The organism is Martelella mangrovi (assembly GCF_040545495.1).
Taxonomy (GTDB): Bacteria; Pseudomonadota; Alphaproteobacteria; order Rhizobiales; family Rhizobiaceae; genus Martelella; species Martelella mangrovi.
Genome location: NZ_JBEPLY010000010.1, coordinates 96135 through 121149 on the forward strand (window position 1 = coordinate 96135; position 25015 = coordinate 121149).

Annotated in this window: 24 protein-coding genes; 18 read left to right on the forward strand and 6 right to left on the reverse strand. The window is 61.1% G+C overall.

Going from position 1 to position 25015, the window contains the following annotated elements; all coding sequences use genetic code 11:
* Nucleotides 1-192 precede the first annotated feature (192 nt).
* From ABID12_RS14305 to ABID12_RS14325, 5 genes are read left to right on the forward strand one after another with little or no spacing between them, the layout of a single operon-like run.
* Nucleotides 193-1233, forward strand: a complete 1041-nt coding sequence (locus ABID12_RS14305; protein ID WP_354434793.1) for a Gfo/Idh/MocA family oxidoreductase — start codon at nt 193-195, stop codon at nt 1231-1233.
* Entirely contained in the window at nt 1230-2228 is a 999-nt protein-coding gene (locus ABID12_RS14310) for a Gfo/Idh/MocA family protein (RefSeq protein WP_354434794.1), read from the forward strand. Before ABID12_RS14305 ends, ABID12_RS14310 begins: the two co-directional genes overlap by 4 nt.
* Nucleotide 2229: 1 nt before the next feature.
* On the forward strand, nt 2230-3243 hold the full coding sequence (locus tag ABID12_RS14315; RefSeq protein WP_354434795.1) for a Gfo/Idh/MocA family protein: 1014 nt from the start codon (nt 2230-2232) through the stop codon (nt 3241-3243).
* Nucleotides 3240-4052 (forward strand): HAD hydrolase family protein, encoded by an 813-nt coding sequence (locus tag ABID12_RS14320; RefSeq protein ID WP_354434796.1) that lies wholly within the window; start codon nt 3240-3242, stop codon nt 4050-4052. Before ABID12_RS14315 ends, ABID12_RS14320 begins: the two co-directional genes overlap by 4 nt.
* A 37-nt stretch (nt 4053-4089) precedes the next feature.
* The gene (locus ABID12_RS14325; protein ID WP_354434797.1) at nt 4090-5088 is read left to right on the forward strand and encodes a Gfo/Idh/MocA family protein; all 999 of its coding nucleotides are present in this window, start codon (nt 4090-4092) and stop codon (nt 5086-5088) included.
* A 54-nt stretch (nt 5089-5142) separates the two neighbouring features.
* Here the strand turns inward: ABID12_RS14325 and ABID12_RS14330 are convergent, their stop codons facing one another.
* On the reverse strand, nt 5143-5886 hold the full coding sequence (locus ABID12_RS14330; RefSeq protein WP_354434798.1) for a GntR family transcriptional regulator: 744 nt from the start codon (nt 5884-5886) through the stop codon (nt 5143-5145).
* A 237-nt stretch (nt 5887-6123) separates the two neighbouring features.
* Between ABID12_RS14330 and ABID12_RS14335 the strand changes: the two genes are divergently transcribed.
* Genes ABID12_RS14335 through ABID12_RS14365 form a run of 7 tightly spaced genes read left to right on the forward strand, consistent with a single transcriptional unit; the run spans nt 6124 to nt 11740 of the window.
* Nucleotides 6124-7017 (forward strand): carbohydrate kinase family protein, encoded by an 894-nt coding sequence (locus tag ABID12_RS14335; RefSeq protein WP_354434799.1) that lies wholly within the window; start codon nt 6124-6126, stop codon nt 7015-7017.
* A complete protein-coding gene (locus ABID12_RS14340; protein ID WP_354434800.1) occupies nt 7014-7856 on the forward strand; it encodes a BtpA/SgcQ family protein in 843 nt (280 codons plus the stop codon). The genes ABID12_RS14335 and ABID12_RS14340 overlap by 4 nt, the downstream gene beginning before the upstream one ends.
* Nucleotides 7857-7858: 2 nt before the next feature.
* Entirely contained in the window at nt 7859-8635 is a 777-nt protein-coding gene (locus tag ABID12_RS14345) for a hypothetical protein (RefSeq protein ID WP_354434801.1), read from the forward strand.
* Nucleotides 8628-8960, forward strand: coding sequence for a hypothetical protein (locus ABID12_RS14350; RefSeq protein ID WP_354434802.1), 333 nt, complete (start codon nt 8628-8630; stop codon nt 8958-8960). The genes ABID12_RS14345 and ABID12_RS14350 overlap by 8 nt, the downstream gene beginning before the upstream one ends.
* Nucleotides 8957-9715, forward strand: coding sequence for an ATP-binding cassette domain-containing protein (locus ABID12_RS14355; protein ID WP_354434803.1), 759 nt, complete (start codon nt 8957-8959; stop codon nt 9713-9715). Before ABID12_RS14350 ends, ABID12_RS14355 begins: the two co-directional genes overlap by 4 nt.
* Nucleotides 9715-10749, forward strand: a complete 1035-nt coding sequence (locus tag ABID12_RS14360) for an ABC transporter permease (RefSeq protein WP_354434804.1) — start codon at nt 9715-9717, stop codon at nt 10747-10749. The genes ABID12_RS14355 and ABID12_RS14360 overlap by 1 nt, the downstream gene beginning before the upstream one ends.
* Nucleotides 10750-10786: 37 nt before the next feature.
* Complete coding sequence (locus ABID12_RS14365) at nt 10787-11740, forward strand: ABC transporter substrate-binding protein (protein WP_354434805.1); 954 nt, start codon at nt 10787-10789, stop codon at nt 11738-11740.
* Nucleotides 11741-11839: 99 nt separating this feature from the next.
* Here the strand turns inward: ABID12_RS14365 and ABID12_RS14370 are convergent, their stop codons facing one another.
* The gene (locus ABID12_RS14370; RefSeq protein ID WP_354434806.1) at nt 11840-12889 is read right to left on the reverse strand and encodes a LacI family DNA-binding transcriptional regulator; all 1050 of its coding nucleotides are present in this window, start codon (nt 12887-12889) and stop codon (nt 11840-11842) included.
* 215 nt (nt 12890-13104) lie between these two features.
* Between ABID12_RS14370 and ABID12_RS14375 the strand changes: the two genes are divergently transcribed.
* From ABID12_RS14375 to ABID12_RS14400, 6 genes are all read left to right on the forward strand, one after another.
* The gene (locus tag ABID12_RS14375; protein ID WP_354434807.1) at nt 13105-14289 is read left to right on the forward strand and encodes a YyaL domain-containing protein; all 1185 of its coding nucleotides are present in this window, start codon (nt 13105-13107) and stop codon (nt 14287-14289) included.
* Between the two features lie 7 nt (nt 14290-14296).
* Nucleotides 14297-16057 carry a DUF2264 domain-containing protein gene (locus ABID12_RS14380; protein ID WP_354434808.1) on the forward strand — a complete coding sequence of 587 codons (1761 nt, stop codon included), beginning with the start codon at nt 14297-14299 and terminating at the stop codon, nt 16055-16057.
* A gap of 40 nt (nt 16058-16097) precedes the next feature.
* Nucleotides 16098-17384, forward strand: a complete 1287-nt coding sequence (locus tag ABID12_RS14385) for an ABC transporter substrate-binding protein (protein WP_354434809.1) — start codon at nt 16098-16100, stop codon at nt 17382-17384.
* A gap of 222 nt (nt 17385-17606) precedes the next feature.
* Nucleotides 17607-18494, forward strand: coding sequence for a carbohydrate ABC transporter permease (locus ABID12_RS14390; RefSeq protein ID WP_354434810.1), 888 nt, complete (start codon nt 17607-17609; stop codon nt 18492-18494).
* The gene (locus ABID12_RS14395) at nt 18491-19420 is read left to right on the forward strand and encodes a carbohydrate ABC transporter permease (RefSeq protein WP_319520552.1); all 930 of its coding nucleotides are present in this window, start codon (nt 18491-18493) and stop codon (nt 19418-19420) included. Before ABID12_RS14390 ends, ABID12_RS14395 begins: the two co-directional genes overlap by 4 nt.
* A gap of 15 nt (nt 19421-19435) precedes the next feature.
* Entirely contained in the window at nt 19436-20650 is a 1215-nt protein-coding gene (locus tag ABID12_RS14400) for an ABC transporter ATP-binding protein (RefSeq protein WP_354434811.1), read from the forward strand.
* A 288-nt stretch (nt 20651-20938) separates the two neighbouring features.
* Here ABID12_RS14400 and ABID12_RS14405 read toward each other — a convergent pair whose 3' ends face one another.
* From ABID12_RS14405 to ABID12_RS14420, 4 genes are all read right to left on the reverse strand, one after another.
* Nucleotides 20939-21976 carry a Gfo/Idh/MocA family protein gene (locus ABID12_RS14405; protein ID WP_354434812.1) on the reverse strand — a complete coding sequence of 346 codons (1038 nt, stop codon included), beginning with the start codon at nt 21974-21976 and terminating at the stop codon, nt 20939-20941.
* Between the two features lie 207 nt (nt 21977-22183).
* Nucleotides 22184-23482, reverse strand: coding sequence for a TRAP transporter large permease (locus ABID12_RS14410; protein WP_354434813.1), 1299 nt, complete (start codon nt 23480-23482; stop codon nt 22184-22186).
* A 1-nt stretch (nt 23483) separates the two neighbouring features.
* Nucleotides 23484-23996 carry a TRAP transporter small permease gene (locus tag ABID12_RS14415; protein WP_354434814.1) on the reverse strand — a complete coding sequence of 171 codons (513 nt, stop codon included), beginning with the start codon at nt 23994-23996 and terminating at the stop codon, nt 23484-23486.
* A 4-nt stretch (nt 23997-24000) separates the two neighbouring features.
* Nucleotides 24001-24978: a TRAP transporter substrate-binding protein gene (locus ABID12_RS14420; protein ID WP_354434815.1), complete on the reverse strand. Its 978-nt coding sequence runs from the start codon at nt 24976-24978 to the stop codon at nt 24001-24003.
* Between the last annotated feature and the right edge of the window lie 37 nt (nt 24979-25015).

The window sequence follows — 25015 nt, forward strand, 5'->3', positions numbered from 1 at the left end:
AACTGACTGAAGCCTGCGAATGCGCGACCGGCCCGACCGCCGCGCATTCGTGCATCCCGCCGGGGATGCAAATCGCATGACCAAAACTGCAATATCCGGCATCGCGCGCCGAAAATTGTCCGCCCCGTTGAAAACGGGGACCGCCGGCGAGATCCAGTGCTGCGCATGTCCGGCCCGAAGGAGAAGCAAACCATGCTGACGATCGCCTATATCGGAAACGGCAAGAGCGCCAACCGCTACCATCTGCCGTTCGTGAAAACCCGCGACAATCTGCGGGTGAAAACGATCTATTCGCCTTCAGGGTCGGATACGCCATGGGCGCCCATGGACGGCGTCAATTATGTCGATAATCTCGATGCCATCTGGAATGATCCGGAAATCCAGCTCGTCGTTGTCTGCACGCCATCGGCAACCCATGTCGAGATCGCCCGCCAGATCCTTCAACACGGCAAGAACGCGCTGGTCGAAAAGCCCTTCGCGCCGAGTGCAGCGGAAGCGCGCGAACTGTTCGCGCTGGCGAAGGAAAAGGGGCTGTTCCTGCAGAGCTACCAGAACCGGCGTTATGATTCCGACTTCCTCACCGTGCAGAAGGTGATCGAAAGCGGCCGCCTCGGCGATCTCCTGGAAGTCGAGATGCATTATGACTATTACCGCCCCGAAGTGCCGACGAAACAGGTGCCGGTCTTCACCCCCAAGCGCACCTATCTGTTCGCCCACGGCGTCCACACCATCGACCAGGTGCTGAGCTATTTCGGCAGCCCGAAGGAAGTGCGCAGCGATGTGCGGCAGTTGCTTGGCCCCGGCCGGATGAACGACTATTTCGACATCGACCTGTTTTACGAAGGCCCGCTCAAGGTTTCGGTGAAATCGAGCTATTTCCGGGTCAAGGATCGCCCGAGCTTCGTCGTTTACGGCACGAAGGGCATGTTCGTGAAGGAAACCAAGGACCGTCAGGAAGACCATCTGAAGATGTTCTACATGCCCGGTGAACCCGGTTTCGGCGTCGACCAGCCGGAACATTACGGCACGCTGACCTATTACGACGATGACGGTCGCTATCACGAGGAAAAGGTGATTTCCGAGGTCGGCGATTATGGCCGCATGTATGACGGCATTTACGATGCGATCATCAACGGTGCGCCGCAGGTGGTGACGCCGGAACAGACCATCGAGCTGATTTCCATCCTCGAGGACGGCCTGCGCCCGATGCTGGAACGGGAGGGGCAGGCATGAAACTCGCCATCCTCGGATCGGGCATGATCGTCAGGGATTTCCTGTCGATCGCCGACGAAATCCCGGGCCTCGTCCTTGCCGCGATTTTCGGGCAGGAGAGCACCCGCCCCGAGCTGGAACGGCTTCAGGCGGAACACGGGATCGGCAAGGTCTATGTCGATTATGACGCATGTCTGGCCGACCCGGATATCGATACGGTCTATGTCGGCCTGCCCAACGGTCTGCATTTCGAGTTCGCCCGGCGCGCCCTTGAGGCCGGCAAGCATGTGATCTGCGAAAAGCCGTTCACGCTGGACCTCGATGAACTCCGGCAATTGCGCAGGATCGCGGAAGAAAACAACCTCATTCTGGTCGAAGCGATCACCACGCTATATCTCGCCAATTACGCGGCGATCAGGGAGTGTGTTCCCGCCCTTGGCAGGATCAGGCTGATTCAGTGCGAATATTCTCAGTTTTCCTCGCGCTATCCCGCGTTTCAGGCGGGCGAGGTGCTGCCCGCATTCGACCCGGCCAGGGGCGGCGGCGCGCTGATGGATATCGGCATCTATACGCTTCATTTCGTCGCCGGCCTGTTTGGTCGTCCGAAATCGATCACCTATACCGCCAATGTCGAACGCGGTGTGGATACGTCCGGCATCGCCGTGCTTGCCTATGACGATTTCAGCGCCGTATGCATCTGCGCCAAGGATTCCGGCGGTCCGATCCGCACCAAGATCCAGGGCGAAGACGGCGCCATCGTGATGACAGGCACGCCGAATTCGGCCCGTGGCGGCTTTACCCTGGCGCTGCGCGGCGAAGATCCGGAAACGATCGATGCGCAGGCGCATCCGCATCGCATGATCGGCGAATTCCGGGCTTTCGCGGCGATGATCCGCGACCGCGACCTTGCCGCACGCGACCGTTCACTCGATCACTCCGAACTGGTTCTCGAACTTGCGGGCACGGCGCTGAAGGATGCCGGCATCCGGCTTGGCTCGGCTCCGGCGGGAGCGTGACATGGAGACAATCGGAATAGGCCTCATCGGCGCCGGCACCATGGCGGAATTCTTCGCCCGCACCATCGGCGAAACGGACGGTGTGTCGATACGCGCTGTCTGCCCGGCAGGTGACGAGGATGCGGCTGCTTTCGCAACCCGCTTCGACGTGCCTGCCGTTTACGATGACTATGAAGCATTGGGCGCCGATAAAAGCATCGATGCCGTCTATGTCGTCAGCCTCAATACGCAGCACGCCGAACACACAATTGCGATGCTGCGGGCGGGCAAGCATGTGCTTGTCGAAAAGCCCCTGGCCGCCAATGCCCGTCAGGCTACCGCCATGGTGGAAGCGGCGCGTGCGGCGGACCGGCTCTTGCTGGAGCTTTATCCAGCCCCGTTCGAGCCCAATATCGCCGCCCTGCGCGCGGCCCTGCCGCGTATCGGCCAGCTGCGCCGCGCGGTGCTGGTGAAAAACCAGTATTCCTCGGCCTATGATGCCTTCAAGGCGGGCAAACGTCCCGCCGCATTCGATCCGGCATTCGGCGGCGGTTCGATTCTTGACCTCGGCTTTTATCCGGTATCGCTGGCGGTTCATCTGTTCGGCGCGCCACAAAGCGTCATCGCGCGCGGGCTGATGCTGTCTTCCGGCGTCGATGGCCAGGGTTCGATCATCCTCGGCTATGACGGTTTCGAGGTCGATTGCCTGCATTCGAAGATCGCGGGCTCGGCCCTCGTCTCGGAACTGGCAGGCGAAAGCGAGGCGCTCACACTCGACGACATCGCCACGCCGCGCCGTATCGATTTTCTGAAACGCGGCGCATCCCGACGTATGGAGCCGGTCGAGGATCTGACGCGCGAACGCGCGGGGAACCATTTGGCTTACGGGATCGATGCGTTTATCACACTTCTGCGCGCTGGCGCGCATGAGTCGGAGGTGCATCCCTTGGAAAATACCGTCATCACCCATAAAATTCTGGATGAAGCCCGCCGTCAGGTCGGCGTCCGTTTCCCGTCCGACGAGGCAGCGGGATGATCATCTTTCTCGACGTTGACGGAACCTATGCCGATCACGGCATCGTGCCCGAAGCCAATGCGGCGGCGGTGCGCGCGGCGCGCAGCCGCGGCCACCGCGTGCTTTTGTGCACGGGCCGCCCCGCCTGCATGCTGCCGCCGTCGATCTCCGGCGCCGGCTTCGATGGCGTTGTCGCCAGCGCCGGCGCCTATGTGGAAGTCGGCGGGAAGGTTCTGCGCGACCGGCGTTTCCCGCAGGATCTGGCGGAAAAGGCCGTTTGCGTGCTCGATACGCACAAGGTTGCCTATCTTCTCGAAGCGCCGGAAAATCTCAGCGGGCCTGCGGATATCGCCGAACGGCTGGCGACCGTCTTCGGCCGGCTGAAGGACCGTTCCGGCGCACCGCGTTCCACGCCGGCCGTGCTGGGAGAGGTGCTGACCGAACCGCACGCCCTGACAACGCCGTTCAGCAAGATCACGGTTTTCGAATCCTCCGTTCCCGTTCCGCGGCTTGGCGAAATGATTGGAGCGGCAGTCGCGACATTGCCGAGTTCCATGCCGGATATGGGGTCGTCGGCCGGCGAGATTTTTCTCGCCGACGAGCACAAGGAACGGGGCGCGCGTCTCGCCGCCGACGCATTCGGCGCCGAAGTGCAGGACATCGTTGCCGTCGGAGACGGTTACAACGACCTTGAAATGCTGTCATGGGCCGGAACCGGTGTCGCAATCGAAGGCGCGCCGCCCGCCGTCCTGGCCGTTGCCGACATGACCGCGCCGGGCCCGCAACATGGCGGTCTGGCGCCGCTTTTTGCCCGGCTTGGCCTGACGTAAACGGTATCGGGAAACGCGTAATCGGGAGACGGCGGACATGACGGCAAAAACACGATGGGCCATCCTTGGCACCGGCGCAATCTGCCGCGATTTCACCGCGGCTCTGGCCGTTTCCGAATTCGGCATGCTGCATGCCATCGGCAGTTCCGATCCGTCGCGGGCCGCCCGGTTTGCGGAAACACACGGCGCAGCGCATAGCGGCACTTACGCCGATATTCTCGCCCGTGATGACGTTGACGCGGTCTATGTGGGCACGGTTCACACGACCCATGTCGAACTGACGCTGGCGGCCCTTCGCGCCGGCAAGGCCGTGCTCTGCGAAAAGCCGATGGCGCTCTCGGCTGCCGAAACGCAGAGGGTCATCGAAGCCGCCCGCAAAGCCGGTCTGCCCTTCGTCGAAGCCTATAAATTCCGTTTCGGCCCATTTTTCAAAACACTGACCGCGCTGCTGGCCGAAGGCGAAATCGGCGACGTCTGCGCGCTCGATGCGTCTTTCGGTTTCAGGGCGGGCAGCCGGACGGGCCGGCTTTTCGACCCGGCGCTTGCCGGAGGGGCATTATACGATGTCGGCGGCTATCCGCTGGCCTTTGCAACCGGCATGGCTTCGGCCGTGGGCATTGCGCTTGAAACCGCGACGGTGGACAGCGCCGGCGCGCGCATGACCCACGGCGTTGACGGCACCATTCATGCCCGGCTGCGCACCGGGGATTTTACCGCCGCGGTGCATGCTTCAATCATCACGCCGCGCACCCGCACCGTGCGCATTCGCGGCTCGAAAGGCACAATCGTTCTGCCGAACGGCTGGGGCAGCAGAGCGGCAAGCGCTTCCGTCATCCAGCTTCGTCGTCATGGCCGCCTGCAGCGCTCCATCGAAACCCCGACCGTCAACCCGATGGCCGGCGAGGCCGACAGCCTGTCCCACGCGCTGGCCGAAGGGCGGTGTGAGACCCCGGAAATGCCCTGGTCGGATTCGCTCGTGACCAACACGCTTCTGGAACGCTGGGGCGATCATGCGCTCGGCCGGCGCGAGGGATGAGGGCTCAGCAGCGGACGCCTGCCTGATCTGCAAGGTCGTGGAAAACCGGAAAGATTACAGTTCCACCCGAAACCTGTAGCGGTCTGCCCGGTAGGTGATCACGGCGAATTCGATCGGTAGCCCGTTTTCCGAACGGGCGATACGGCGTGCGATCAGGACAGGATCACCGCCGGAAAGTCCCAGCGTGCCGGCCAGTTCGCCACCGGCAAGGCTTGCCTCGATGAACTCGACGCCGCCGGCGATCTCGATCCCGCATTCCTGTGCAATCCAGTCATAGAGCGAACCTTGCGCGAGGAAGGCCGCGTCCGGCGGTTCAATGTCCGAAAAGATGTCGGGACGGATGAACGACAGCGAGTGGCCGATCAGCCGGCCATTGCCTTTCAGAAGGCGTTCGACGTGATAGGGCCGGTCGCTTGTCGCCAACTCCAGCCCGTGCGCGGCTTCCGGTGTGGCGGCGGTCATGCCGCAGCGGAGAACCTCGTAAGACGGCGTCATCCCGCGGCTGCGCATATCCTCGGCAAAACTGCGGATCTGATGAAGAGGCTGGTCGAGCCGCCGGTCGGAAACGATGGTGCCGAGACCGGGGTGACGCGAGACAAGCCCATCCTGAACAAGCTTCTGCATGGCCGCGCGGGTGGTTGTCCGGCTGACGCCGAAGGTCTTGTTGATCTCCGCCTCTGTCGGGATGCTCTGGCCAGCCTTGAATTCACCGCCTTCAATGGCTTCGCGCAATATCTCCGCAATCTGCTGCCATCGTGATGCGCCATTGGCCGTGATTTCGCGCTCAGTCCATTTCATAAGGCACCATTTGTATCATTTCCTCATTACATTCGCAGTTTTTGCACGGCATCGCAACAGCAACATATGAACGGAAAACAGCTGGAAACGATGGTTTGTCGCCTTGATTTCCGTCATTTCGATGGAATTTTGCACATATTTTGTACCAAGATAATTTTTGTCCAAAAAATAATCTAAAACTGTTGACGGAAAATGTCATTACATTGATAGTAATCATCATTACAAATGAGGTGTTCAATGAGTGGCATTGTCTTCGTCGGCGACATCAGCTGGGATGAGACCTTTCGGGTTTCCCACTTCCCGCTGCCGGATGAAAAAGTGATCGCGGACGGTGTCACCGACGGTTTTGGCGGTGTGGCCGCAAACAGTGCCGTTGCCGCTGCACGCGCGGGAGCTGGCGTCGTCTTCATGGGGCGGACGGGGACCGATGCGATATCCTTGCGGTTCGAAGAACACATGCGGGAGAATGGCATCCGCCCCGTGCTGGCGCGCCGTGAGGGCATGCTGTGCCGCGTTGTCTCGATCATCGAACCGCATGGCGAAAAGCGGCTTGCCCTTTACCCCGGCGTTTCGATCTATCCGGCGCCGGACGACCTGGAATTGCTCGATTTTGTCGGTGTTTCCCATCTTCATACCGCCATTTACGGGTCGGCCGGCCGGCCGCTGATCGAGATGGCGCGCAAGGCGGGCATCGGCTGGTCGCTCGATCTCGAACCGGCGACCTTTCCCGACGGTATCCGGCAACTGGCCTATGCCATTGACGGCGCAGCCGTTCTATTCGTCAACGACCGGGCCGCATCCCTGATCGGCGACGATCCGGTTCTACGCCTGCTGGCGATGGGCGCCCAGGCCGTCATCCGCACGCGCGGCAGCGAGGGCGCCGAATATCACGCGGCAGACACCAGCATTTCCATTTCCGCGCCGCAAGGGATGCCGGTGCGCGACACGACAGGGGCGGGCGATTGCCTGGCGGGGTGGTTTCTTGCCGGCCGCGCGCGCGGCCTTTCCCCGGCTGCAGCACTGGAAGACGCGGTTTTCGCGGCAACCATGTCATGCAGCGGCGAGGGCGCGCAGACCGCTTACCCGTCTCTCGAAGAATTCAATGAAAAAAAGGAAAAAAGGGCAAAATGACAGCTCCCGTAGTAATGCCGCCGAAGGAAAATACGCTTGAGCGGTTGTTTGGCGTCAGCAAACCGATCATCGGCGTTATCCATCTGGCAGCGCTTCCCGGCGCGCCGCGTTACGAAGGCATGCCGGTGCGCGAAATCTATGCCGCGGCCGTGCGCGATGCCAAAACGCTTGCCGAAGGCGGTGTCGACGGCATCATGATCGAAAACGCCGGCGACATGCCGTTCGCCCGCCCGGAGGATATCGGTTTTGAGACGGTCTCCTGCCTGACGGCGGCCTGCGAGGCCGTCCGGGCGGCCGTCGATACGCCGATCGGGCTGACTTGCGTTGCCAATGGCGCGATCCCCGGCCTTGCCGTCGCCAAGGCAGTGGAGGCCAAATGGGTGCGCGTCAACCAATGGGCCAATGCCTATGTCGCCAATGAGGGCTTTCTCAACGGCGCCGCCTCGGCAGCGCTGCGCTACCGCGCCAATATCGGCGCCAAGGATGTCGCGATCCTCGCCGATGTTCATGTGAAATTCGGCGCGCATGCCATCACCGCCGACCGGACGATCACCGAACAGGCAACCGATGCCGAATGGTTCGATGCCGATGTGCTGATCGCCACCGGCCAGCGGACCGGCTCACCGACCCAGCCGGACGAAGTCGAGCAGGTTCGCGCCGGCACTCATCTTCCGGTCATCGTCGGCTCCGGCCTCTCGCCCGAACAGGTGCCCTCGCTGATGTCGGTTGCCGATGGCGCCATCGTCGGCCAGTGGCTGAAGAAGGACGGTGTGTGGTGGAACCCGGTCGATCCGGACCGTGTCGAACGGCTGATGACGGCCGTTTTGAAGGCGCGCTGATCATGAGCGCACTGACCGGAGACACGGATGTCTTCACCGCCGAAAAGACGGCGGCAGCCCGCGCCTGCGTACTGTTTACCGCCACCCGGCAGGATGACCTGCCCGGCATCTACACACGCGCCCATGCCGCCGCGATCGAAACGGTTCTGCGCGAACTTGCCGAAGAAGGCTGGATCCTGTCGCAGCGGCGCGTCTTCGATCCCGATGCCGAAAATCGACCGATGGGGATCGATACCGGTTTCACCCATGCCCACGATTTCGCCGGCGTGTTCGAGGCCCCGAGCCTCGACGCGGCGCTGAACGGCACGGTCCGCCTCGAAAAGGCCGGATGGTCGCGCGCCTTCAAAACCGAATGGATGATCGGCCTGCGCGAATTTGCACCGGTTTTCGGCAAGGGCGCACATGCCGATCGCCAATGGGCGTTTCTGGCGCTCTGGGAATGGAACGACCAGTGGTGCGAGGCCAGCGTCGATGAGCGCAATGCCTACGATCTGGAATGCGACGAAGCCTTCAAGGGCGACCTCGATCACGAGGTCAATATCTCCGGGCGCATGCGTCTCGATATCGCCCATCACTGGCATCACCTCGGCTACTGGGAAATCGCCGGGCCGGATATCGCCGACAGCGCCATTCGCGGTCACGAGCGCGTGGCCGATTTCAAATTCACCACATCCCGGCACATCGTCGGGCGCATTCGCCCTTTGAGCGAACTGATCGAACCTGTCCATGACAAGAGCGACGAGAAGGGCGACGACAAGGAAAAGAGGCACAATGGCTGACCTTGCAACAAACAGCGATACCAACTGCATCTGGCTGCACTATGCGCGCCCCCGGCCGCACTGGTATCTGACGGAAGAGGCCGTGAAACAGGAACTGACGCGCCGCTGGCAGGACATCCGCGCTGACGCGGGCGCAAACGGCGCAACATTCCAGGGGCGGTTTCATATCCGCGGCCAGCACGATTTCGAAACCGTCGACGTCTGGCGTTTTCCCGGCAGCCAGGCTGCCTATGATCACTGGCAGGCGCTCGTCGAGGCTCGCTACAGCGAATTCTTCGCCTTCTCGAACAATATCGGCCTGGCGATGGGTGGAGAGGCGGAATGACGTCTCCGCTGCTTGAGGCCAAGGGTATACGCCGTACGTTCGGACATGTTCAGGCGCTGCGCGGTGTCGATTTCGAAGTCCGGCCGAACGAGATCGTCGCCCTGATCGGCGACAATGGCGCCGGCAAGTCGACACTGGTGAAAATCCTCTCCGGTGCAGACAGGCCGGATGGCGGCGAACTGAAGATCGACGGCAGGCCGGTTCATTTCTCATCGCCGCGCGAAGCGCAGGAAGCCGGCATTGCCACCGTCTATCAGGACCTGGCGCTGGCGCCCGACCTGCCGCCGGCGGAAAACCTGTTTTTGGGCCGCGAGATGCTGCGGCCGGGCCTTGCCGGCAAGCTCGGCCTGCTCGACCGGCCGGCGATGCGCAGGCGGGCGGCGACCGTCTTCGATGAGCTCGGCGTCAAACTCAAATCGCAAAGCGTGGCCGTGGAAACGCTGTCCGGCGGCCAGCGCCAGTCGGTCGCAATCGCCCGCGCGGCCATGTGGGCGGAAAAGATCGTCTTTCTCGATGAGCCGACCGCCGCACTCGGCGTGGTGCAGACCGAACGGGTCTTGCAACTGGCCAAGCGTGTTCGCGACAGCGGCACATCCGTTGTCCTGATCAGCCACAACATGCCGCAGGTTCTCGAAGTCGCAGACCGCGTCCACGTTCTCAGGCTTGGCCAGTCGGTGGCCAGCCTCAGGGCGGCCGACGTCACGGTGGACGACCTCGTAAAGGCAATGACCAGCGGAAAAGCGGAGCAGCACTGATGAGCAGCAGCGAAGAATTCAACATGCCGCAATCCGGCGACGGACGGCTGCTGCGCCTTCTGGCCTCGGGCTGGATCTTTCTGCTTTTGTTGGTTCTGGTCAGCATTTTCACTGCGTTTCGTCCGGCCCAGTTCGGCTCCGGCTACAACATGCAGCAGATCGCGATCAATGCCGCGATCATTCTGGTGCTCGCCGCCGGCCAGACCTATGTCATCATCGCAGCCGGTATCGATCTGTCCATCGGGTCCGTTCTGGTGTTCTGCTCGGTGGTTTCGGCGCAAGTCATGCTGGCGCTTTCCGGCGATGCCGGCACCACATTCGGCACGACATCGGCCGGCTGGGGCGTCATCGCCATCGGCGCGCTGGCGGCGGTCGCAACCGGTGTCCTGTGGGGGCTGCTGAACGGTTTTCTCGTTGCGGTTGCCCGCATTCCGGCGCTGATCGTTACGCTCGGCACGATGGGCATGGCGCTCGGCGGCGCACAGATCCTGTCCGGCGGCGTCGATGTGCGGGCCATGCCGGAGCGGCTCGTCACCCATGTCGGTGCGGGGCGGCTTCTCGGCATTCCGTCACTGGTGGTCATCGCCGTCGTCTGCGTGGTGATTGCCGGTGCTGTGCTGAAACTCACCCGCTTCGGCCTGCATGTCTATGCCGTTGGCTCGAACCAGGAAGGCGCGCGCCGCAGCGGCATTCCGGTTACGGCGCGGATGATGACGGTCTATGCCGTTTCCGGCGCCATGGCCGGCATTGCCGCGGTCATGGCCAATGCCCGCTTTGCCACCACCACGATCAACGGCCACACGATGGACAACCTCACCACCATCTCGGCCGTGGTTTTGGGCGGCACCAGTCTTTTCGGCGGCGCCGGCGGCATGTTCGGAACCGTGATCGGCGTTTTCATTCCGATCATCCTGCTCAATGGCTTCGTCATCCTTGGAATACCGCCCTTCTGGCAGACCGTTGCCATGGGGGCGGTGCTGATCCTCGCCGTCTGGATCGATCAGCTTAAAAGGCGGCTCAGAAAGCGCGGATGAACCGCGCGGGAATAAAACCAACCATAAAGGAACAAGCATGACTGCAATGAAAATCGCATCGGCTCTTCTTCTTACCGCCGGTCTCGCAACAACGGCAATGCCGGCCCATGCCGCTGAAAACGGCACGGTCTCTTTGGTTCTCGGCGTGAAAGGCAGCCCTTTCTATCAGGCGCTTCAGTGCGGCGCGATGGCCCGTGCCGATGAACTGGGCCTTGATCTTACCGTCTCGGCGCCGGACCAGTTTGCCGCCGACAGTCAGATCCCGGTCGTCAACGCCGTCACCGCAACCGCGCCCGACGCTGCCGTCATCGTGCCCACCGACATGCAGGCACTGGTGCAGCCGATGAAGGAACTGGCCGGACGCGGCACCAAGGTGCTGACGGTGGACCAGACACTGGCCGATACATCCTTCATCGAGACCCAGGTTCTCACCGACAACGAGGAAGGCGGCAAGCTTGCAGCGGATGCTATGGCCAAGCTCATCGGCGAAAAGGGCAAGGTCATGGTCATCACGCAGCCGCCCGGCTCGCTGGCGCAGGATGCCCGCACCGCCGGTTTCGAAGAAGAAATCGCCAAATATCCGGACATCGAATATCTCGGTCCGCAATACCAGTCCGACGATCCCCAGAAGGCGGCCGAGATCGTGACATCGACGCTGTCGGCGCATCCCGATCTGGCCGCGATCTTCTCCACCAACGACCAGGGCGCAATCGGCGCGATTACCGGCCTGCGTCAGGCCGGCGCCGTCGGAAAGGTCAAGATGGTCGCCTATGACGCCGCTTCCGCCGAAGTCGCAGCGCTGAAAAACGGCGCGATCCAGGCACTGATCGCCCAGAACCCCAAGGCCGAGGGCGAAGCGGCAATGGACGCAGCTGCGGCGCTGATCAATGGCGAAACACTCGACAAGGTGACCATGACCGAAATCGTCACGATCACCGCCGATCAACCGGAGCTGGCCGACAAGTACGAGTACATCGCCGACTGCATGTAATCCTTGTCCAACATGAAAGAGCCGGGTGGAAGCATGTTTCCGTCCGGCTTTTTCTTGCCGTTTTGTTTGCGGGCTTGCAGCTGTCCGTGCCGTCGGTCTTCAGCTTGCGGTGCGGTCCTTGACGGAGGCGCGCGGCGTTACCGATACGCCCATGGCAAGGCGGCGTTCGGGCAGTTGAGGCAGGCTGGAACGTTCCAGCAGAAGGCTGACCGCCGTGCGGCCGATCTCGCGCCGGTCGACATGGATCGAACTGAGCGGCGGATTGCAGTGGGCGCAGATCGGCAGGTCATCGAAACCGATCACCGATATGTCGTCGGGGATGGAAAGGCCCGCGCCTGCGGCGGCCTGCATGACGCCGACGGCGAGCATGTCGGCGGCACAGACAAAGCCCGTATAATCGAAGGTTCCCGCAGACATGCGCGCTTCCACGGCCAGCCGGGCATCTTCACTCATCAGTGCGGGGCTTTGCGTGTCGATCAGATGGATTTCCGGATCATAGGCAATGCCGAAATCTGCCAGCGCATCGCGAAACCCATCCAGGCGGAGCGCGAAGGAAACGCGGCGCAGATGGGTCACATGGGCGATGTTGCGATGTCCCTGTTCCAGCAGGTGACGGGCGGCAGCCCATCCGCCAAAATGATAATCCGGTGAAACACTCGAAACCCGCATGTGCCGGTCGGCGCCGTTCACCAGAACGGCCGGACAGCCCAGCGCGGCGATGGCATCGACAAGCTCGGGCTGGTCTATACCCAGCACGATGATGCTTTCCGGCCTTTGCGCGGTAAACAGCCGTCCGCGCTCCAGAAACGATTCCAGATTGCCCGAGGGGACCAGTTCGACCGATGTGGCTATGCCCTGCCGTTCGGACTCCTCCAGAATCGCATCCAGGATCTCTCCGTAAAACTGGCCGCTGACAATGAAGTGGTCGAATGTGACGATTGTCGTGCTGCCGATTGCGTAGACCGGCTGGGGGGCAAGCTGGCGTTTCTGGTAACCCAGCCGTCGCGCCGTGTCGATGATCCGAGAGGTGACTTCCGGGCTGACCCCCTCGCGGCGGTTGAGCGCCTTCGAAACGGTCCCGACGGATACGCCGGCAGCATTGGCCACATCCTGAAGCGTTGCTGTCGCAAGCTTTCGCCTGTCACTCATTTCGCAAACCATTCCTTCTGTTGCCGCGGCACACCGGCCGGGCGCGGCCTTGCATCAAGAACGAAAACTTTCGCGAGGTCAACGGCCTTGCCACGGCGCTTTTGCGCCGGTGTCCGACGGTCTAGCATCATTTGCGAAAATAACGAAAAGTTTTTTCTGTTGACAAATTTTTCGTTATAGCAGTAACCTTTTTGTATCTTGAAAGGACGAGACGCATGACCATCAGCACTGCCCCCCTTGCCGATGCTACACAGATGACCTCGCCGCTGGCCGCTGACCGGCAGGCTGTTCTCGACCGGTGTGTTGCGCGCGTTTCGGAAACATCCCGGGTCATCGGACTTCGAAACCCGAGGGTCGGGCGGGCGGATCTGAGCTGGGACTATTGCGATCCGTTCGACTGGGTCATCAGCTTTTATGCCGGCCAGCTGTGGCTGGCCTACCAGTTTAGCGGCAATCCGGCGCTCGCCAATCTGGCGCGGGCGCGGCAGGCCGATCTGCGGCTGGTGCTCGACACCGTGGCCGGGCAGGACCACGATCTCGGTTTCATCTTCTCGCTGAACTGCGTCGCCGACTGGAAGCTCACGGGGCATGAGGCGTCCCGGGCGCTTGCGCTGCGGGCGGCAGACGCGCTGCGGGCGCGGTTCAACTGCGCGGGAAACTATATTCAGGCCTGGAATGCGGCAGGGCCGGAGAGGCCCGAGCGCGCGGCATTCGTCGCCGGCCGGATCATCGCCGATACGATGCAGAACCTTGCGCTCCTGTACTGGGCGCATGCGGAGACGGGAAACCCGGATTTCAAGGCTGTTGCGGACAGCCACGCCGAAACCACGCGAAAAACGCTGGTCCGCGATGATGGAACATCGTTTCATACCTATGTCTTCGATCCGGTCACGGGTGTGCCGCTGCGCGGTGAAACGCATCAGGGCTATGCCCATGATTCCTGCTGGTCGCGGGGCCAGGCCTGGCTCATTCACGGTTTTTCCCTGTGCTATCAGACCACCGGCAACGCCGATTATCTCGCAACCGCGCGCCGTCTGGCATCGGCTGCGGAAGTTCTGCTCGGCGATGACGCGGTTCCGCTCTGGGATTTCCGCCTGCCGGCTGGCGAACCGCAGCATCTGGACAGTTCGGCCGGCGCGGTCATGTCGGCGGGTCTGTTCATTCTTGCGGATGTGACCACCGGCGAGGAAAGCCTGCACTGGCGGGCGCTGGCCGAGCGCCTGCTGGACGGTCTTGTGAAAAACTGCGACCTGACGCAGACGCAAGGCGCGCTCGGGCTCCTGTCCGGCGGCGCGGCGAATGTGCCGCGCGGCAGCTATGACACCATGCTTCCCTATGGCGATTACTACTATATGGAAGCGCTGATGCGGTCGCTGGGCCACCGCCGGTTCGGCTGGTGAACGCCTCATGAAACACGTTGTCCCCCCATTCGATATAACCGCGGATCTCGGACGCGAGGAAACCGGTCGCCTGCTGGACTGGATCGTCGGCAATCATCTCGGCGCACTCGTCCGGGGCGATGCCGGAATGGAGATCGGTCCGACCGCCGCCGCGTTCGATGCCGGTGCGGCGCAGATGGAGGGATTTTCGCGTCTGCTTTGGGGGATCGTTCCCGCTGTTGCCGGTGGTTTTCAGGTGACGGGGCTGGATCGCATCCTCAACGGCATCGCCAACGGTACCGATCCCGAAAACCCGGCCTATTGGCGCCAACCCGGCGATATGGACCAGCGGCTGGTGGAAATGGCGGCTCTTGCCTTTCTTATCCGCGAGACGCCGGCGCTGGTGAATGACGGCCTGTCGCAGCAGGCGCGGGACAATCTCTGCCGCTTTCTAGCGACCATCCAGACTGTCCATATCAATCCGAGCAACTGGCGGTTTTTCCGGGTTCTGGTGATCGATGCGCTCGCCAGTCTCGGATGGCCCGTCGATCAGGATTGCCTTGCGCGTGAACTCGATTTCATCGACCGGCAATATGTCGGCGATGGCTGGTATCGGGATGGCGAATATGCGCAGCGGTTTGACTATTACAACCCGCTGGCCTTCCACTTTTACGGACTGCTCTATGCCCGCTGGCACGCGGATGATGACCCTGAACGCGCCCGCCGCTTTGTCGAGCGGGCACAGGAATTCGCCCTGTCCTATCGCCACTGGTTTGCCGAAGACGGCGCGGCGGTCGCTTATGGCCGGTCGCTGACATATCGTTTTGCATCGGCCGGTTTCTGGGGGCTTCTGGCCGGGTTCGGGCACCCGGAGCTGAGCCCCGGCGTGCTGCGCGGGCTTTGGTCGCGCGCCATCCGCTGGTGGTTCGGTCAGCCGCTTTGGGATGGTGAAGGCCGGTTCACGGTGGGTTACAGCTATCCGAACCTGCTGATGAGCGAGTTTTACAACAGCGCGCAGTCGCCGTTATGGGCGCTCAAGGCGTTTGCACCGCTCCTGCTGCCGGCCGACCATCCTTTCTGGACGGAGCCGGCGCAGGCGGATGCGTCGCCCGCAATACGCAATGTCGCAGCGACGAAGCAGATCAACTGGCACGCCGGCGGTGTGGCCTATCTGATGGCCCCGCCGCCGCGCCACCGCGAAGTCCGTCGCAGTGCCGACAAATACGCGAAATTTGCCTATTCCTCGCATCACGGGTTTTGCGTCGAGGCGCTGGAATGGCTTTCCAGTGGCTTTGCCGGCGACAATATCCTGGCGCTCAGCCGCGACGGGCAGGACTGGTATTTCCGCGATGAAGCAGAAGATGCCTCTCTGGAAAACGGAGAACTCAAAACCGTATTCTCGCCCTTTGCCGGTTGCCGTGTGACCACGCTGCAGAAACCGGATGGCGATGGCGAGCTGCGCACCAGCATCATCGAGACGGATAAGCCATTACAGCTTGTCGCTACCGGTCATGCCGCCGATCTCTGGGTTGCACCGCGATCGCTGCAGCAGGTTGTCGAGGACGAGGAACCTGCGGGTGATGCGCCTGCCGCCATCGGCAGTGTGCTTTTCAGCGACCTGCGCGATCTCGACGGTCGGATGGCGCGCCGGGTTCTGCCGAGCGCGCCCAATACCAACCTTATTTATCCCCGTTGCGCGGTTCCGGCGCTGATCGGCTCTGTTCCGGTCGGGCGCACGGAACTGCGAACCCGTCTGACTGCGGGCCGGAGGTCGCCGGCAGTCATCTGAACCACCGTAAAACTTGGGAGGAAGTACCATTTTCAGGAATTTGACACTTGCCGCAATGGCGGCAACAGCGCTCGTATCGCTGTCGGCAGGCAGCGCTCTTGCAGAGCAGACCGAAATCCGTTTTGGCTGGTGGGGCAATGAAGCCCGCGCGGCCAACACGCTCAAGGTCATCGAGATGTTCGAGGAGAAGTATCCCGACATCACCGTCAAGGCGGAATATTCCGGCTATAACGGCTATCAGACCCGCCTTTCCACGCAGTTTGCCGGTGGCGCTGAGCCGGATATCAGCCAGGTTCTGCTGGCATGGTTGCCGCTGTTTTCGAAAGACGGCGACGGCTTTTACGACATAAACGAAGTGTCGGATACCATCGATCTCAGCCAGTTCCTGCAGTCGACGCTCGATCAGGTCACCATCAATGGCAGGCTTCAGGGCGTTCCGGTGGGCTCCACGGGGTTCCTGTTCGTATGGAACAAGGTTCCGTGGGAAGAGGCCGGGCTCGATTATCCGGAAACCTGGGACGATCTTTTTGAAGATGCCGGCCTGATGCGCGAACGGCTCGGTGAGGATTATTATCCCATCGATCCGACCATCCAGGGCAGTATCCTGATTTCGCTGTCCTGGGCGATGCAGAAGTACAACGTCAACTTCGTCGATCCGGATAAACCCGAAATCGCCATGACCGAAGAACAGATTGCCGACTGGCTCAGCTTCTTCAAAAGGCTTGAAGACGAGCATGTCATGGTCTCGATCAAGGACCGCATCGCGCTTGGCGGCGCGGAAAAACCCACCACGGAAATGTCGGAATGGGTCGAGGGCAAGTGGGGCGGCATCTATTCGCAGGATGCGACGCTGACCTCGCGCGGCGATACGCTGCCGGATGGCCTCGACCAGCTGGATGTCGGCCCGTATGTGATGATCCCGGGGGCCGAGACCACGGGCATGATGAGCCGCACCGGGTTCGTCTATTCGATCAGCAAGAATTCCGAGCACCCGGAAGCGGCGGCAAAGTTCATCAACTACCTGACCACCGATCCGGATGTTGCGCGCGTGATCGGTGTTTCCAGAGCCATCCCGGCTTCGAAGGCGCAGTGGGACGTGCTGGTGAGCGAAAATCTCATCCCGCCGATCCAGGTCGAGGGCACCGATCAGATTACCGAACTGACGGAAGCCGGACTGGTGCCGAAATTCTCGCTCTATTTCGAACACCCGCTGATGTACCGGCTGCTCTACGATACCTTCGAACAGCTGTCCTTCGGAAAGATCACGCCTGAACAGGGGGCCGAATCCCTGATGAAGAAGGGCAACAGGATTCTTTCCAAACTCTGAAAACCGTCCCGGCGGCAGGGCAGGTGTCTTGCCGCCGGATCGAACCGGAATTTCGCAGTTCCGGGATCCGATTTTTGTGCCGGTGAAGACCGTAGGGCGCTTCGGTAAAATGGCAGGTCGTCTTTCCTGTCATTCTTTTGGAGCGCGCAGACTTCAACCATCGCATATTCCTGCCGCAGTGCGTCCAATTCACGGCTGCGCAAACGCTTCTTGGTGATACGAATGTATGAAAGCAAGCGACTGGGCTACCTGTTTGTTCTGCCCTTTATATTGGGAATCCTGTCCTTTAACCTGTTTCCCTTTGTGGCCTCCTTTGCGCTGAGTTTTACCGACTATCCGCTGATCGGCTCGCCCACCTATACCGGCCTGGAAAACTATCAGGAGATGTTCTTCGACGACGAACTTTTCTGGCAGTCGCTGTTCGTCACGGTCGCCTTCACCTTTGTCGTGGTGCCGTTGCGGCTCGTGGTCGCGCTGTTCATGGCGCAGGTTCTGAACTTCAAGCTGCGCGGCATCAACTTCTTTCGCGCTGCCTACTACATGCCGACAATCCTCGGCGGTTCGATCGCGATTTCGATCCTGTGGCAGTATCTTTTCCAGACCCACGGTCTGGTCAATCTGATCCTCTCGGTCGTGGGTATCGAGCCCATTCAGTGGCTGGCAAGCGAACACTATGCGATCTGGACGATCGTGCTGCTCAATGTCTGGCAGTTCGGCGCGGCCATGGTGATCTTTCTTGCGGCCCTGCAGGGCGTGCCGGTCTCGCTTTACGAAGCGGCGGAAGTCGATGGCGCCTCGATGTGGCGCAAGTTCTGGAATGTGACGGTCCCGCTGATCACGCCTGTCATCTTCTTCAACATGATCATGCAGATCGTCAATTGTTTTCAGGAATTCAACGCGCCGTACATGATTACAAACGGCGGGCCCATGTATTCGACCTATGTCATGGCGATGTATATCTACGAGGAAGCCTTTGAATACTTCAACATGGGGTATGCAAGCGCGCTTTCGTGGGTGCTGTTCCTGGTTATCGTCCTTCTCGCCGGGCTGCTGTTCTGGTCGTCGAGCTATTGGGTGTTTTACTCCGGAGAAAAGGAGCGGACAAAATGAGCAGCCTCAATGCAATCGACACATCTGCCGCGCTCAGAAACACGGTTCTTTCGCATTCGGAGATCAAACGCACCCGCCGGCGCCAGCGGATCAATGCGGCCCTGCGCTACATCATCCTGATCGTGGTCGGCGTCCTGATGCTCTATCCGCTGCTCTGGCTGGTCGGCGCATCGTTCAAGACCAATCAGGAGATCTTCACCTCGATCTGGTTCCTGCCGCACGATCTCAGCCAGCTGCTGGATTTCAGCGCCTATGTCGACGGCTGGACCACCCGGACGGAATATACATTCGCGACCTATTTCATGAACTCCCTGCTGATCACCGTTCCGCGGGTTTTCGTGACGCTGCTGTCGTGCACGCTGGTGGCCTATTCCTTCGCGCGGTTCGAATATCCCGGGCGCAAGATCCTCTTCGCGATCATGATCGCAACCATGCTGCTGCCGCCGATCGTCCTGCGGGTTCCGCAATATCTCCTGTTCAAGGAGATGCACATGATCGACAGCTATTGGCCACTGATCCTGCCGTCGGCCTTTGCGACGGATACGTTCTTCACCTTTCTGTTCGTCCAGTTCCTGCGGGGCATACCGCGCGACATGGAGGAGGCGGCCATCATCGACGGCTGCAATGCCCTGCAATTGCTGTGGCATATCGTGGTGCCGCTGTTGAAGCCGGCACTGATCTCGGCGGCGCTGTTTCAGTTCATCTGGACGATGAACGACTTTCTCGGCCCGCTGATCTACATTTCGACGGTCGGGAAATACCCCGTTTCGCTGGCGCTCAAGATGAGCATGGACATTACCGGCGACGTCGAATGGGCAAATGTGATTGCCATTTCCATCGTGGCGCTTCTTCCGTCGCTGGCCGTGTTCCTGGCAGCGCAGCGTTACTTTATCGAGGGCGCGACCTCGAGTGGCATCAAGGGATAAGAAACGGAGCTAGCTATGGCGAGTGTTAATCTCGAAAAGATCGTCAAGATTTACCCCAACGGTTTCGAGGCGGTGCATGGTGTCGATCTTGAAGTGCGCGATGGCGAATTCATGGTTTTCGTCGGCCCTTCAGGATGCTCGAAAAGCACCATCCTCAGAATGATTGCCGGGCTGGAATCGATTTCCGGCGGGGCTTTGAAGATCGGTGATACCCTGTGCAACAATCTCAGGGCCAAGGAACGCGGCATTGCCATGGTGTTCCAGAACTATGCGCTTTATCCGCATATGACCGTTTACAAGAACATGGCCTTCGGGCTGAAGCTTGCCGGACTTCCAAAGAAGGAAATCCACGAACGGGTGATGGAGGCCGCCGAAGCGCTGGAAATGGAGCCGCTGCTGGACCGTCTTCCGCGCCAGCTTTCCGGCGGTCAGGCGCAGCGTGTTGCGGTCGGCCGTTGCATCGTCAAGCGCCCGGAAGTGTTCCTGTTCGATGAGCCGCTGTCCAACCTCGACGCCAAGCTGCGGGCCTCGATGCGCGTCAGACTGACCGAACTTCACCGCTCGCTGCGCGCGCAGGGCCAGCCGTCCACGGCGATCTACGTGACCCACGATCAGGTCGAGGCAATGACGATGGGCGAGCGGATCTGCGTTTTGAAGGATGGCACCATTCAGCAGGTGGATACCCCGACCACCCTTTACGAGCGCCCGGTCAATGCCTTTGTCGCCGGTTTCATCGGTTCTCCGGAAATGAACATCCACGCCGCCAGGGTGGTTGCCCGCGATGGCGGCCTCGGTGTCGAGATCGGCGGCGTCATGCTGCCGCTTCCCGAAGGCCATGCCGATCTGTTGCGCAACAAGGTCGGCGATCAGGTCCAGTTCGGCATTCGTCCCGAACATATCGGCACGACCGAAAGCGTGCGCGGGGCGGCGCTGAAGGAGGGCGGGATGACGCATCCGGTCACCGGCCGTTTTCGTCTTCGCGAGCATATGGGCAATGAGGTCTACACCCATTTCGAACTGGGCGGGCTGGAATTTGCCGCGCGTGTTCCCTCGGATTTCTCGGATGAAATCGACTATGCGGCGCGCGGCGACGCACTCCAGTTGGCGTTCATGATGCATAAGACGCATGTGTTCGATGTCGAAACCGGACAAAACCTCACACTGCCCGCGCTTGCGCAGGCCGCCGATGAGAAGGAGAGGGGACGCGAACAGGCGCCGGTCGGCATCTGAGGTCGCCGCCATGGCCGGCCATGCGCGCCGGCCGGGCTCCGTTGCTCCACAAGGTTTCAGGGCCTTCAGTTAGCGCTGACGGCCTGCATTCGCGATTCTCTCAGGCGTCATTCTCGTGCTTGACACGAGGATCCAGTCGCGATTGCAGCAAGGAAGGCGGTTGAGCTTGTGTTTCAGGGTAGCAAACCGGCAAGCGGCGTCACGTGTGGAGAGGCACATGGATCCTCGTGTCAAGCACGAGGATGACACGATTGGAAAGGGTCCGGCCTTGTCCGCAGACTTTATTCGTCAGTTGACGCTGACGGCCTGTTGTTCCTTTGAGGAGCGGACGAGGGCTGCGATCAGTTTGTGCACGTCGAGCGCTTTTCGGCCTGTCACCGCCGGATCGCGGCCGGTGGCAATGGCTTCGGCGAAATCCTCGATGATCCTCTGGTGGTAGACATAGGGGAAGGCCATCGGGTCGGCGCCGCCGCCTGATGTGGTTGTTTCGCCCAGCAGTTCATGCTCACCGTTGCGCCAGTGAACCTCGATCTGGCCGGATTGCAGGCGCGCGGACGCATTCTCGCAGTGGATCGCGATGTTTTCGGGCATGCCCGGAAAGCTTGCCGTGCTTGCCACCAGAGAACCGCAGGCGCCATTGGCAAAATCCAGTCCGGCGGCAACGAAATCTTCAGCTTCCATCCGGTGCAGAGAGGACGTCCGGGTCATGGCCTGAACGCGGGAAACCGGTCCGCAAAGCGAAAGCGCCAGATCAAGCGGGTGAATGGCCTGTGAAATCAGCACGCCGCCGCCGTCACGGGCGTATGTCCCCCGGCCGGGTTCGTCGTAATAGCTTTGCGGCCGCCACCAGGAAACGTTGATTTCGACGACGCCGATCGGTCCGAAACGTCCGCTTTCAAGCAGGTCCGCCAGCTGCATCGACGCATCGCGCATGCGGTGCTGCAACACGATGCCCAGCGGGATGCCCGCCTGTTCACAGCGCTCGACGATGGCCGTTGCCTGTTCCAGCGTGCGCTCGACCGGCTTTTCCATGAGGATCGGCTTTTTCGCTGCGCACAGGGCGTTGACGATGTCGGCGCGCGCATCCGGTGGGGTGCAGACGATGACGAAGTCGACCGCGTCATCGGCCACAAGTGCCTCAAGATCGGCATAGGCGACCGGTACCGGCGCGTCATGTTGCTCGCCGTAGGTTTTGCAGAATGCGCCCGCGCGCTGCTGGTTGCGCGACAGCACTCCATGCAGAACGAGGTTTTCGCTGGCCGCTATCGCCCTCACATGGGCGTCCGAGCCCATGCCGATGCCGATCAATGCCACGCGTGCTGCCATCTTCTCAATTCCTCTTCCGGTTTTCGTGCGCTGTCTCGGACATATGGCCGTTCCCTCAGGCGCTTTGTCCGTGCGTTTACTGCTGATCGCTGCGGGACAATGGGCGCGCATGATGCCGGGAGAAGCCGGTGCGTCCGATGGTGAGATGTAACCGGCGCCGGCGTGATCCCGCAAGCGCCGGCGCCGGTTTTCTTCTCCGGTTTGCCCCTACAGCCCGAAACTGCGCGGCAGAGCCAGGAAAATATCGGGGAAGAATGTCACGATCAGCAGCATGGCGAACAGCAGCACGTAGAAGGGAACGAGGGCGCGGATACAGCGCTCGACCTTCACCTGGGCAACGCTGGCGCCGACGAACAGGCCCGTGCCGACCGGCGGCGTAATCGTGCCGATGGCGAGGTTGAACACCAGGATCACGCCGAAATGGATCGGGTCGCCGCCCAGCTTCTCGAAAATCGGCAGCAGGATTGGGGTGAAAATCAGAATTGCCGGGCCGATATCCATGAAGCAGCCGATCACCAGAAGAAGCAGGTTGATGACCAGCATGATGATGATCGGATTATCGGAAATCCCCAGTATCAGCGATGTAACGGCGGCGGGAATGCCGGTAAAGGCCATGGCGAAGGACAGCGCCGCCGAAGCCGCCAGCAGCATCATGATGGTGCCGGTCATCTGCGCCGTTTCCAGCAGGAACTGCGGAAAGGCCTTCAGCGGTTTTGTCCGGTGGATCACGAAGGTGAGCAGCATCGTATAGAGGACGGCAATGCCCGAGGCTTCGACAGCGGTGAAAATGCCGAACATGATGCCGCCGATCACCAGAACGATCAGAAACAGGCTGGGCAGGGCTTCCAGTGTCACGACCGCCGCCGCGCGAAGGCCGATCCAGCCGGATGTCGGATAACCGCGCCGCCAGGCTATGCTAGTGGTCATGACGATAAGGCCGATCCCCCACATCAGTCCGGCAACGCCGCCGGCCAGAAACAGGGCGGCAATGGAAGTTCCGCCCGAGACCAGCGAATAGATGATGAAGGCCGTTGTCGGCGGGATCAGCATGCCCGTCGGCGCCGAGGCGATGTTGACGGCCGCTGCGAGATCGCGGTCATACCCTTCCTTGGCCTGCATCGGCACCATGACGCCGCCGATCGAGGTCGATGCGGCAATTGCCGAACCGGAAATGCAGCCGAACAGCATGTTGCCGGCAATATTGGTCTGGGCCAGAGACCCGGGAATGCGCCCGGAAATCAGCTTGGCGAAATTCACCAGCCGCACGGCAATGCCGCCGGAATTCATCATCACCCCGGAGAGGATGAAGAACGGAACCGCCAGCAGCGAGAACGTATCGAGGCTTGCCAGCATCTTCTGCGCCGAGGTGAAGAGCGCCATATCGAAGGGGGCGACAAGCACGACGGCCGACAGGGCGGCGGCGACAATGGAAACGGCCAGCGGCAGGCCCAGAAGCGCCAGAACCGCGAAAACCGATATCATTACAAGACTGGCTTGACCGGCCATTTCAGTCTCCCGTCGCCGCTATTTTTTCAACCTGATCGGGGAAGTCGCGCTTTCCGAAGAGGATCTCGACCAGGTTTAGGATGCTGTAGACAAGGATGAAGCCGCCTGAGACCGGCAGACTGGCATAGACCAGCCCCATCGGCACGCGCAGCACCGGCGAGTGCTGGCCCACGGCGATGTTGACGCCGCGCATGCCGCCGATGATCAGCACCAGCACGGCAAAGATCATGAAGGAGATCGGCACAAGCGCCTTCAGGATCATGCGCAGCCTGCCGCTCGTCATCTCCGGCACAAGGTCGATGGCCATGTGCGTGCCCTTTCCGGCGGAATAGGCAGCCCCCAGAAGCGACATCCAGATGACGCCGAAACGCAGGAACTCTTCCGAAAAGGTCGATGGCGCGTTCAGCGCATAGCGGCTGAAGACCTGCCAGGCGAGAACGGCCACCATCGCGGCAAGCACGATGCAGCAGGCCGTTCCCACAACGGCGTCGAGAATACGACGCAGCGTGTGCATCAGATCAGTCTCCTGCAGCTGCGCGGATCTGTTCGTAGACCTGGTATTTTTCCGGCTCGGACTGCAGCGCATCATACATCGGCTGCACCGCGGCCTGGAATTCGCTGACATCGGGATAGAAGAACTGAACGCCGAATTCCTCCTCGGCTTCCTTCTTGGTGGCGGCGATGGCGTCGCCCCAGGCGGTTTTCTGGAACGCGGTCGATTCCTTCGCAGCGGCGATGACGGCTTTCTGCTCTTCCGGCGAGAGGCTGTCGAATGTGGCCTTCGAGATCAGCATGACATCGGGAATGCGGGTGTGCATGTCGTAGGAATAGTATTTCGCGACTTCGCCGTGGCGGGCAATCGTCAGCGCGAATTCATTGTTTTCCGCGCCGTCCAGAACGCCCTGCTGGATGGAGGTATAGACTTCCGACTGGCCCATGGCGATCGGGGAGCCGCCGAGCATTTCGACCATGGAAATCGAGGTGGGGCTCTGCATGACGCGGATCTTGAGACCGTCGAGATCGTCAACGCCTTCGACCGGTTCTGCGGCGGTATAGAAACTGCGGGCGCCGCTGTCGTAATAGGTCAGCCCGATCATGCCGGTGTCGGCCGTCGACTGATAGATCGGCTCCATGATTTCCGGGTCGTCCATGACCTTGTAGAAATGGTCCTGATCATCGAACAGGTAAGGCATGGAGAAGACGCCGTAGATCGGCGAGAAGCTTTCCATCAGCCCGCCGGAAACCTTGGTCAGGTCCAGAAGGCCGGACTGCACCATTTCCACCAGTTCGCGCTCGCCGCCAAGCTGGCTGTCGGGAAAGAACTGGACCGTCAGTTCACCATCGGTCTTTTCCGACAGAAGCTCGCCGAACTCGGTCATGGCCTGTTTTGTCGGCGTGGCGTTGCTGGCATAGGCCAAGCGCAGGGTTCTGGCTTCGGCCAGCGTTGTTGAGGCGAGAAGTGCGGCTGCACTTGCGATCAGGACTGATTTCAGCATTTTTTCCTCCCAGTCGGAATTGAAAGTTTGTGTCCGG

Coding starts and splice junctions, on each gene's coding strand:
- ABID12_RS14305 (WP_354434793.1), top strand. CDS start 193: ATGCTGACGATCGCCTATATCGGAAACGGCAAGAGCGCCAACCGCTAC.
- ABID12_RS14310 (WP_354434794.1), top strand. CDS start 1,230: ATGAAACTCGCCATCCTCGGATCGGGCATGATCGTCAGGGATTTCCTG.
- ABID12_RS14315 (WP_354434795.1), top strand. CDS start 2,230: ATGGAGACAATCGGAATAGGCCTCATCGGCGCCGGCACCATGGCGGAA.
- ABID12_RS14320 (WP_354434796.1), top strand. CDS start 3,240: ATGATCATCTTTCTCGACGTTGACGGAACCTATGCCGATCACGGCATC.
- ABID12_RS14325 (WP_354434797.1), top strand. CDS start 4,090: ATGACGGCAAAAACACGATGGGCCATCCTTGGCACCGGCGCAATCTGC.
- ABID12_RS14330 (WP_354434798.1), bottom strand. CDS start 5,886: ATGAAATGGACTGAGCGCGAAATCACGGCCAATGGCGCATCACGATGG.
- ABID12_RS14335 (WP_354434799.1), top strand. CDS start 6,124: ATGAGTGGCATTGTCTTCGTCGGCGACATCAGCTGGGATGAGACCTTT.
- ABID12_RS14340 (WP_354434800.1), top strand. CDS start 7,014: ATGACAGCTCCCGTAGTAATGCCGCCGAAGGAAAATACGCTTGAGCGG.
- ABID12_RS14345 (WP_354434801.1), top strand. CDS start 7,859: ATGAGCGCACTGACCGGAGACACGGATGTCTTCACCGCCGAAAAGACG.
- ABID12_RS14350 (WP_354434802.1), top strand. CDS start 8,628: ATGGCTGACCTTGCAACAAACAGCGATACCAACTGCATCTGGCTGCAC.
- ABID12_RS14355 (WP_354434803.1), top strand. CDS start 8,957: ATGACGTCTCCGCTGCTTGAGGCCAAGGGTATACGCCGTACGTTCGGA.
- ABID12_RS14360 (WP_354434804.1), top strand. CDS start 9,715: ATGAGCAGCAGCGAAGAATTCAACATGCCGCAATCCGGCGACGGACGG.
- ABID12_RS14365 (WP_354434805.1), top strand. CDS start 10,787: ATGACTGCAATGAAAATCGCATCGGCTCTTCTTCTTACCGCCGGTCTC.
- ABID12_RS14370 (WP_354434806.1), bottom strand. CDS start 12,889: ATGAGTGACAGGCGAAAGCTTGCGACAGCAACGCTTCAGGATGTGGCC.
- ABID12_RS14375 (WP_354434807.1), top strand. CDS start 13,105: ATGACCATCAGCACTGCCCCCCTTGCCGATGCTACACAGATGACCTCG.
- ABID12_RS14380 (WP_354434808.1), top strand. CDS start 14,297: ATGAAACACGTTGTCCCCCCATTCGATATAACCGCGGATCTCGGACGC.
- ABID12_RS14390 (WP_354434810.1), top strand. CDS start 17,607: ATGTATGAAAGCAAGCGACTGGGCTACCTGTTTGTTCTGCCCTTTATA.
- ABID12_RS14395 (WP_319520552.1), top strand. CDS start 18,491: ATGAGCAGCCTCAATGCAATCGACACATCTGCCGCGCTCAGAAACACG.
- ABID12_RS14400 (WP_354434811.1), top strand. CDS start 19,436: ATGGCGAGTGTTAATCTCGAAAAGATCGTCAAGATTTACCCCAACGGT.
- ABID12_RS14405 (WP_354434812.1), bottom strand. CDS start 21,976: ATGGCAGCACGCGTGGCATTGATCGGCATCGGCATGGGCTCGGACGCC.
- ABID12_RS14410 (WP_354434813.1), bottom strand. CDS start 23,482: ATGGCCGGTCAAGCCAGTCTTGTAATGATATCGGTTTTCGCGGTTCTG.
- ABID12_RS14415 (WP_354434814.1), bottom strand. CDS start 23,996: ATGCACACGCTGCGTCGTATTCTCGACGCCGTTGTGGGAACGGCCTGC.
- ABID12_RS14420 (WP_354434815.1), bottom strand. CDS start 24,978: ATGCTGAAATCAGTCCTGATCGCAAGTGCAGCCGCACTTCTCGCCTCA.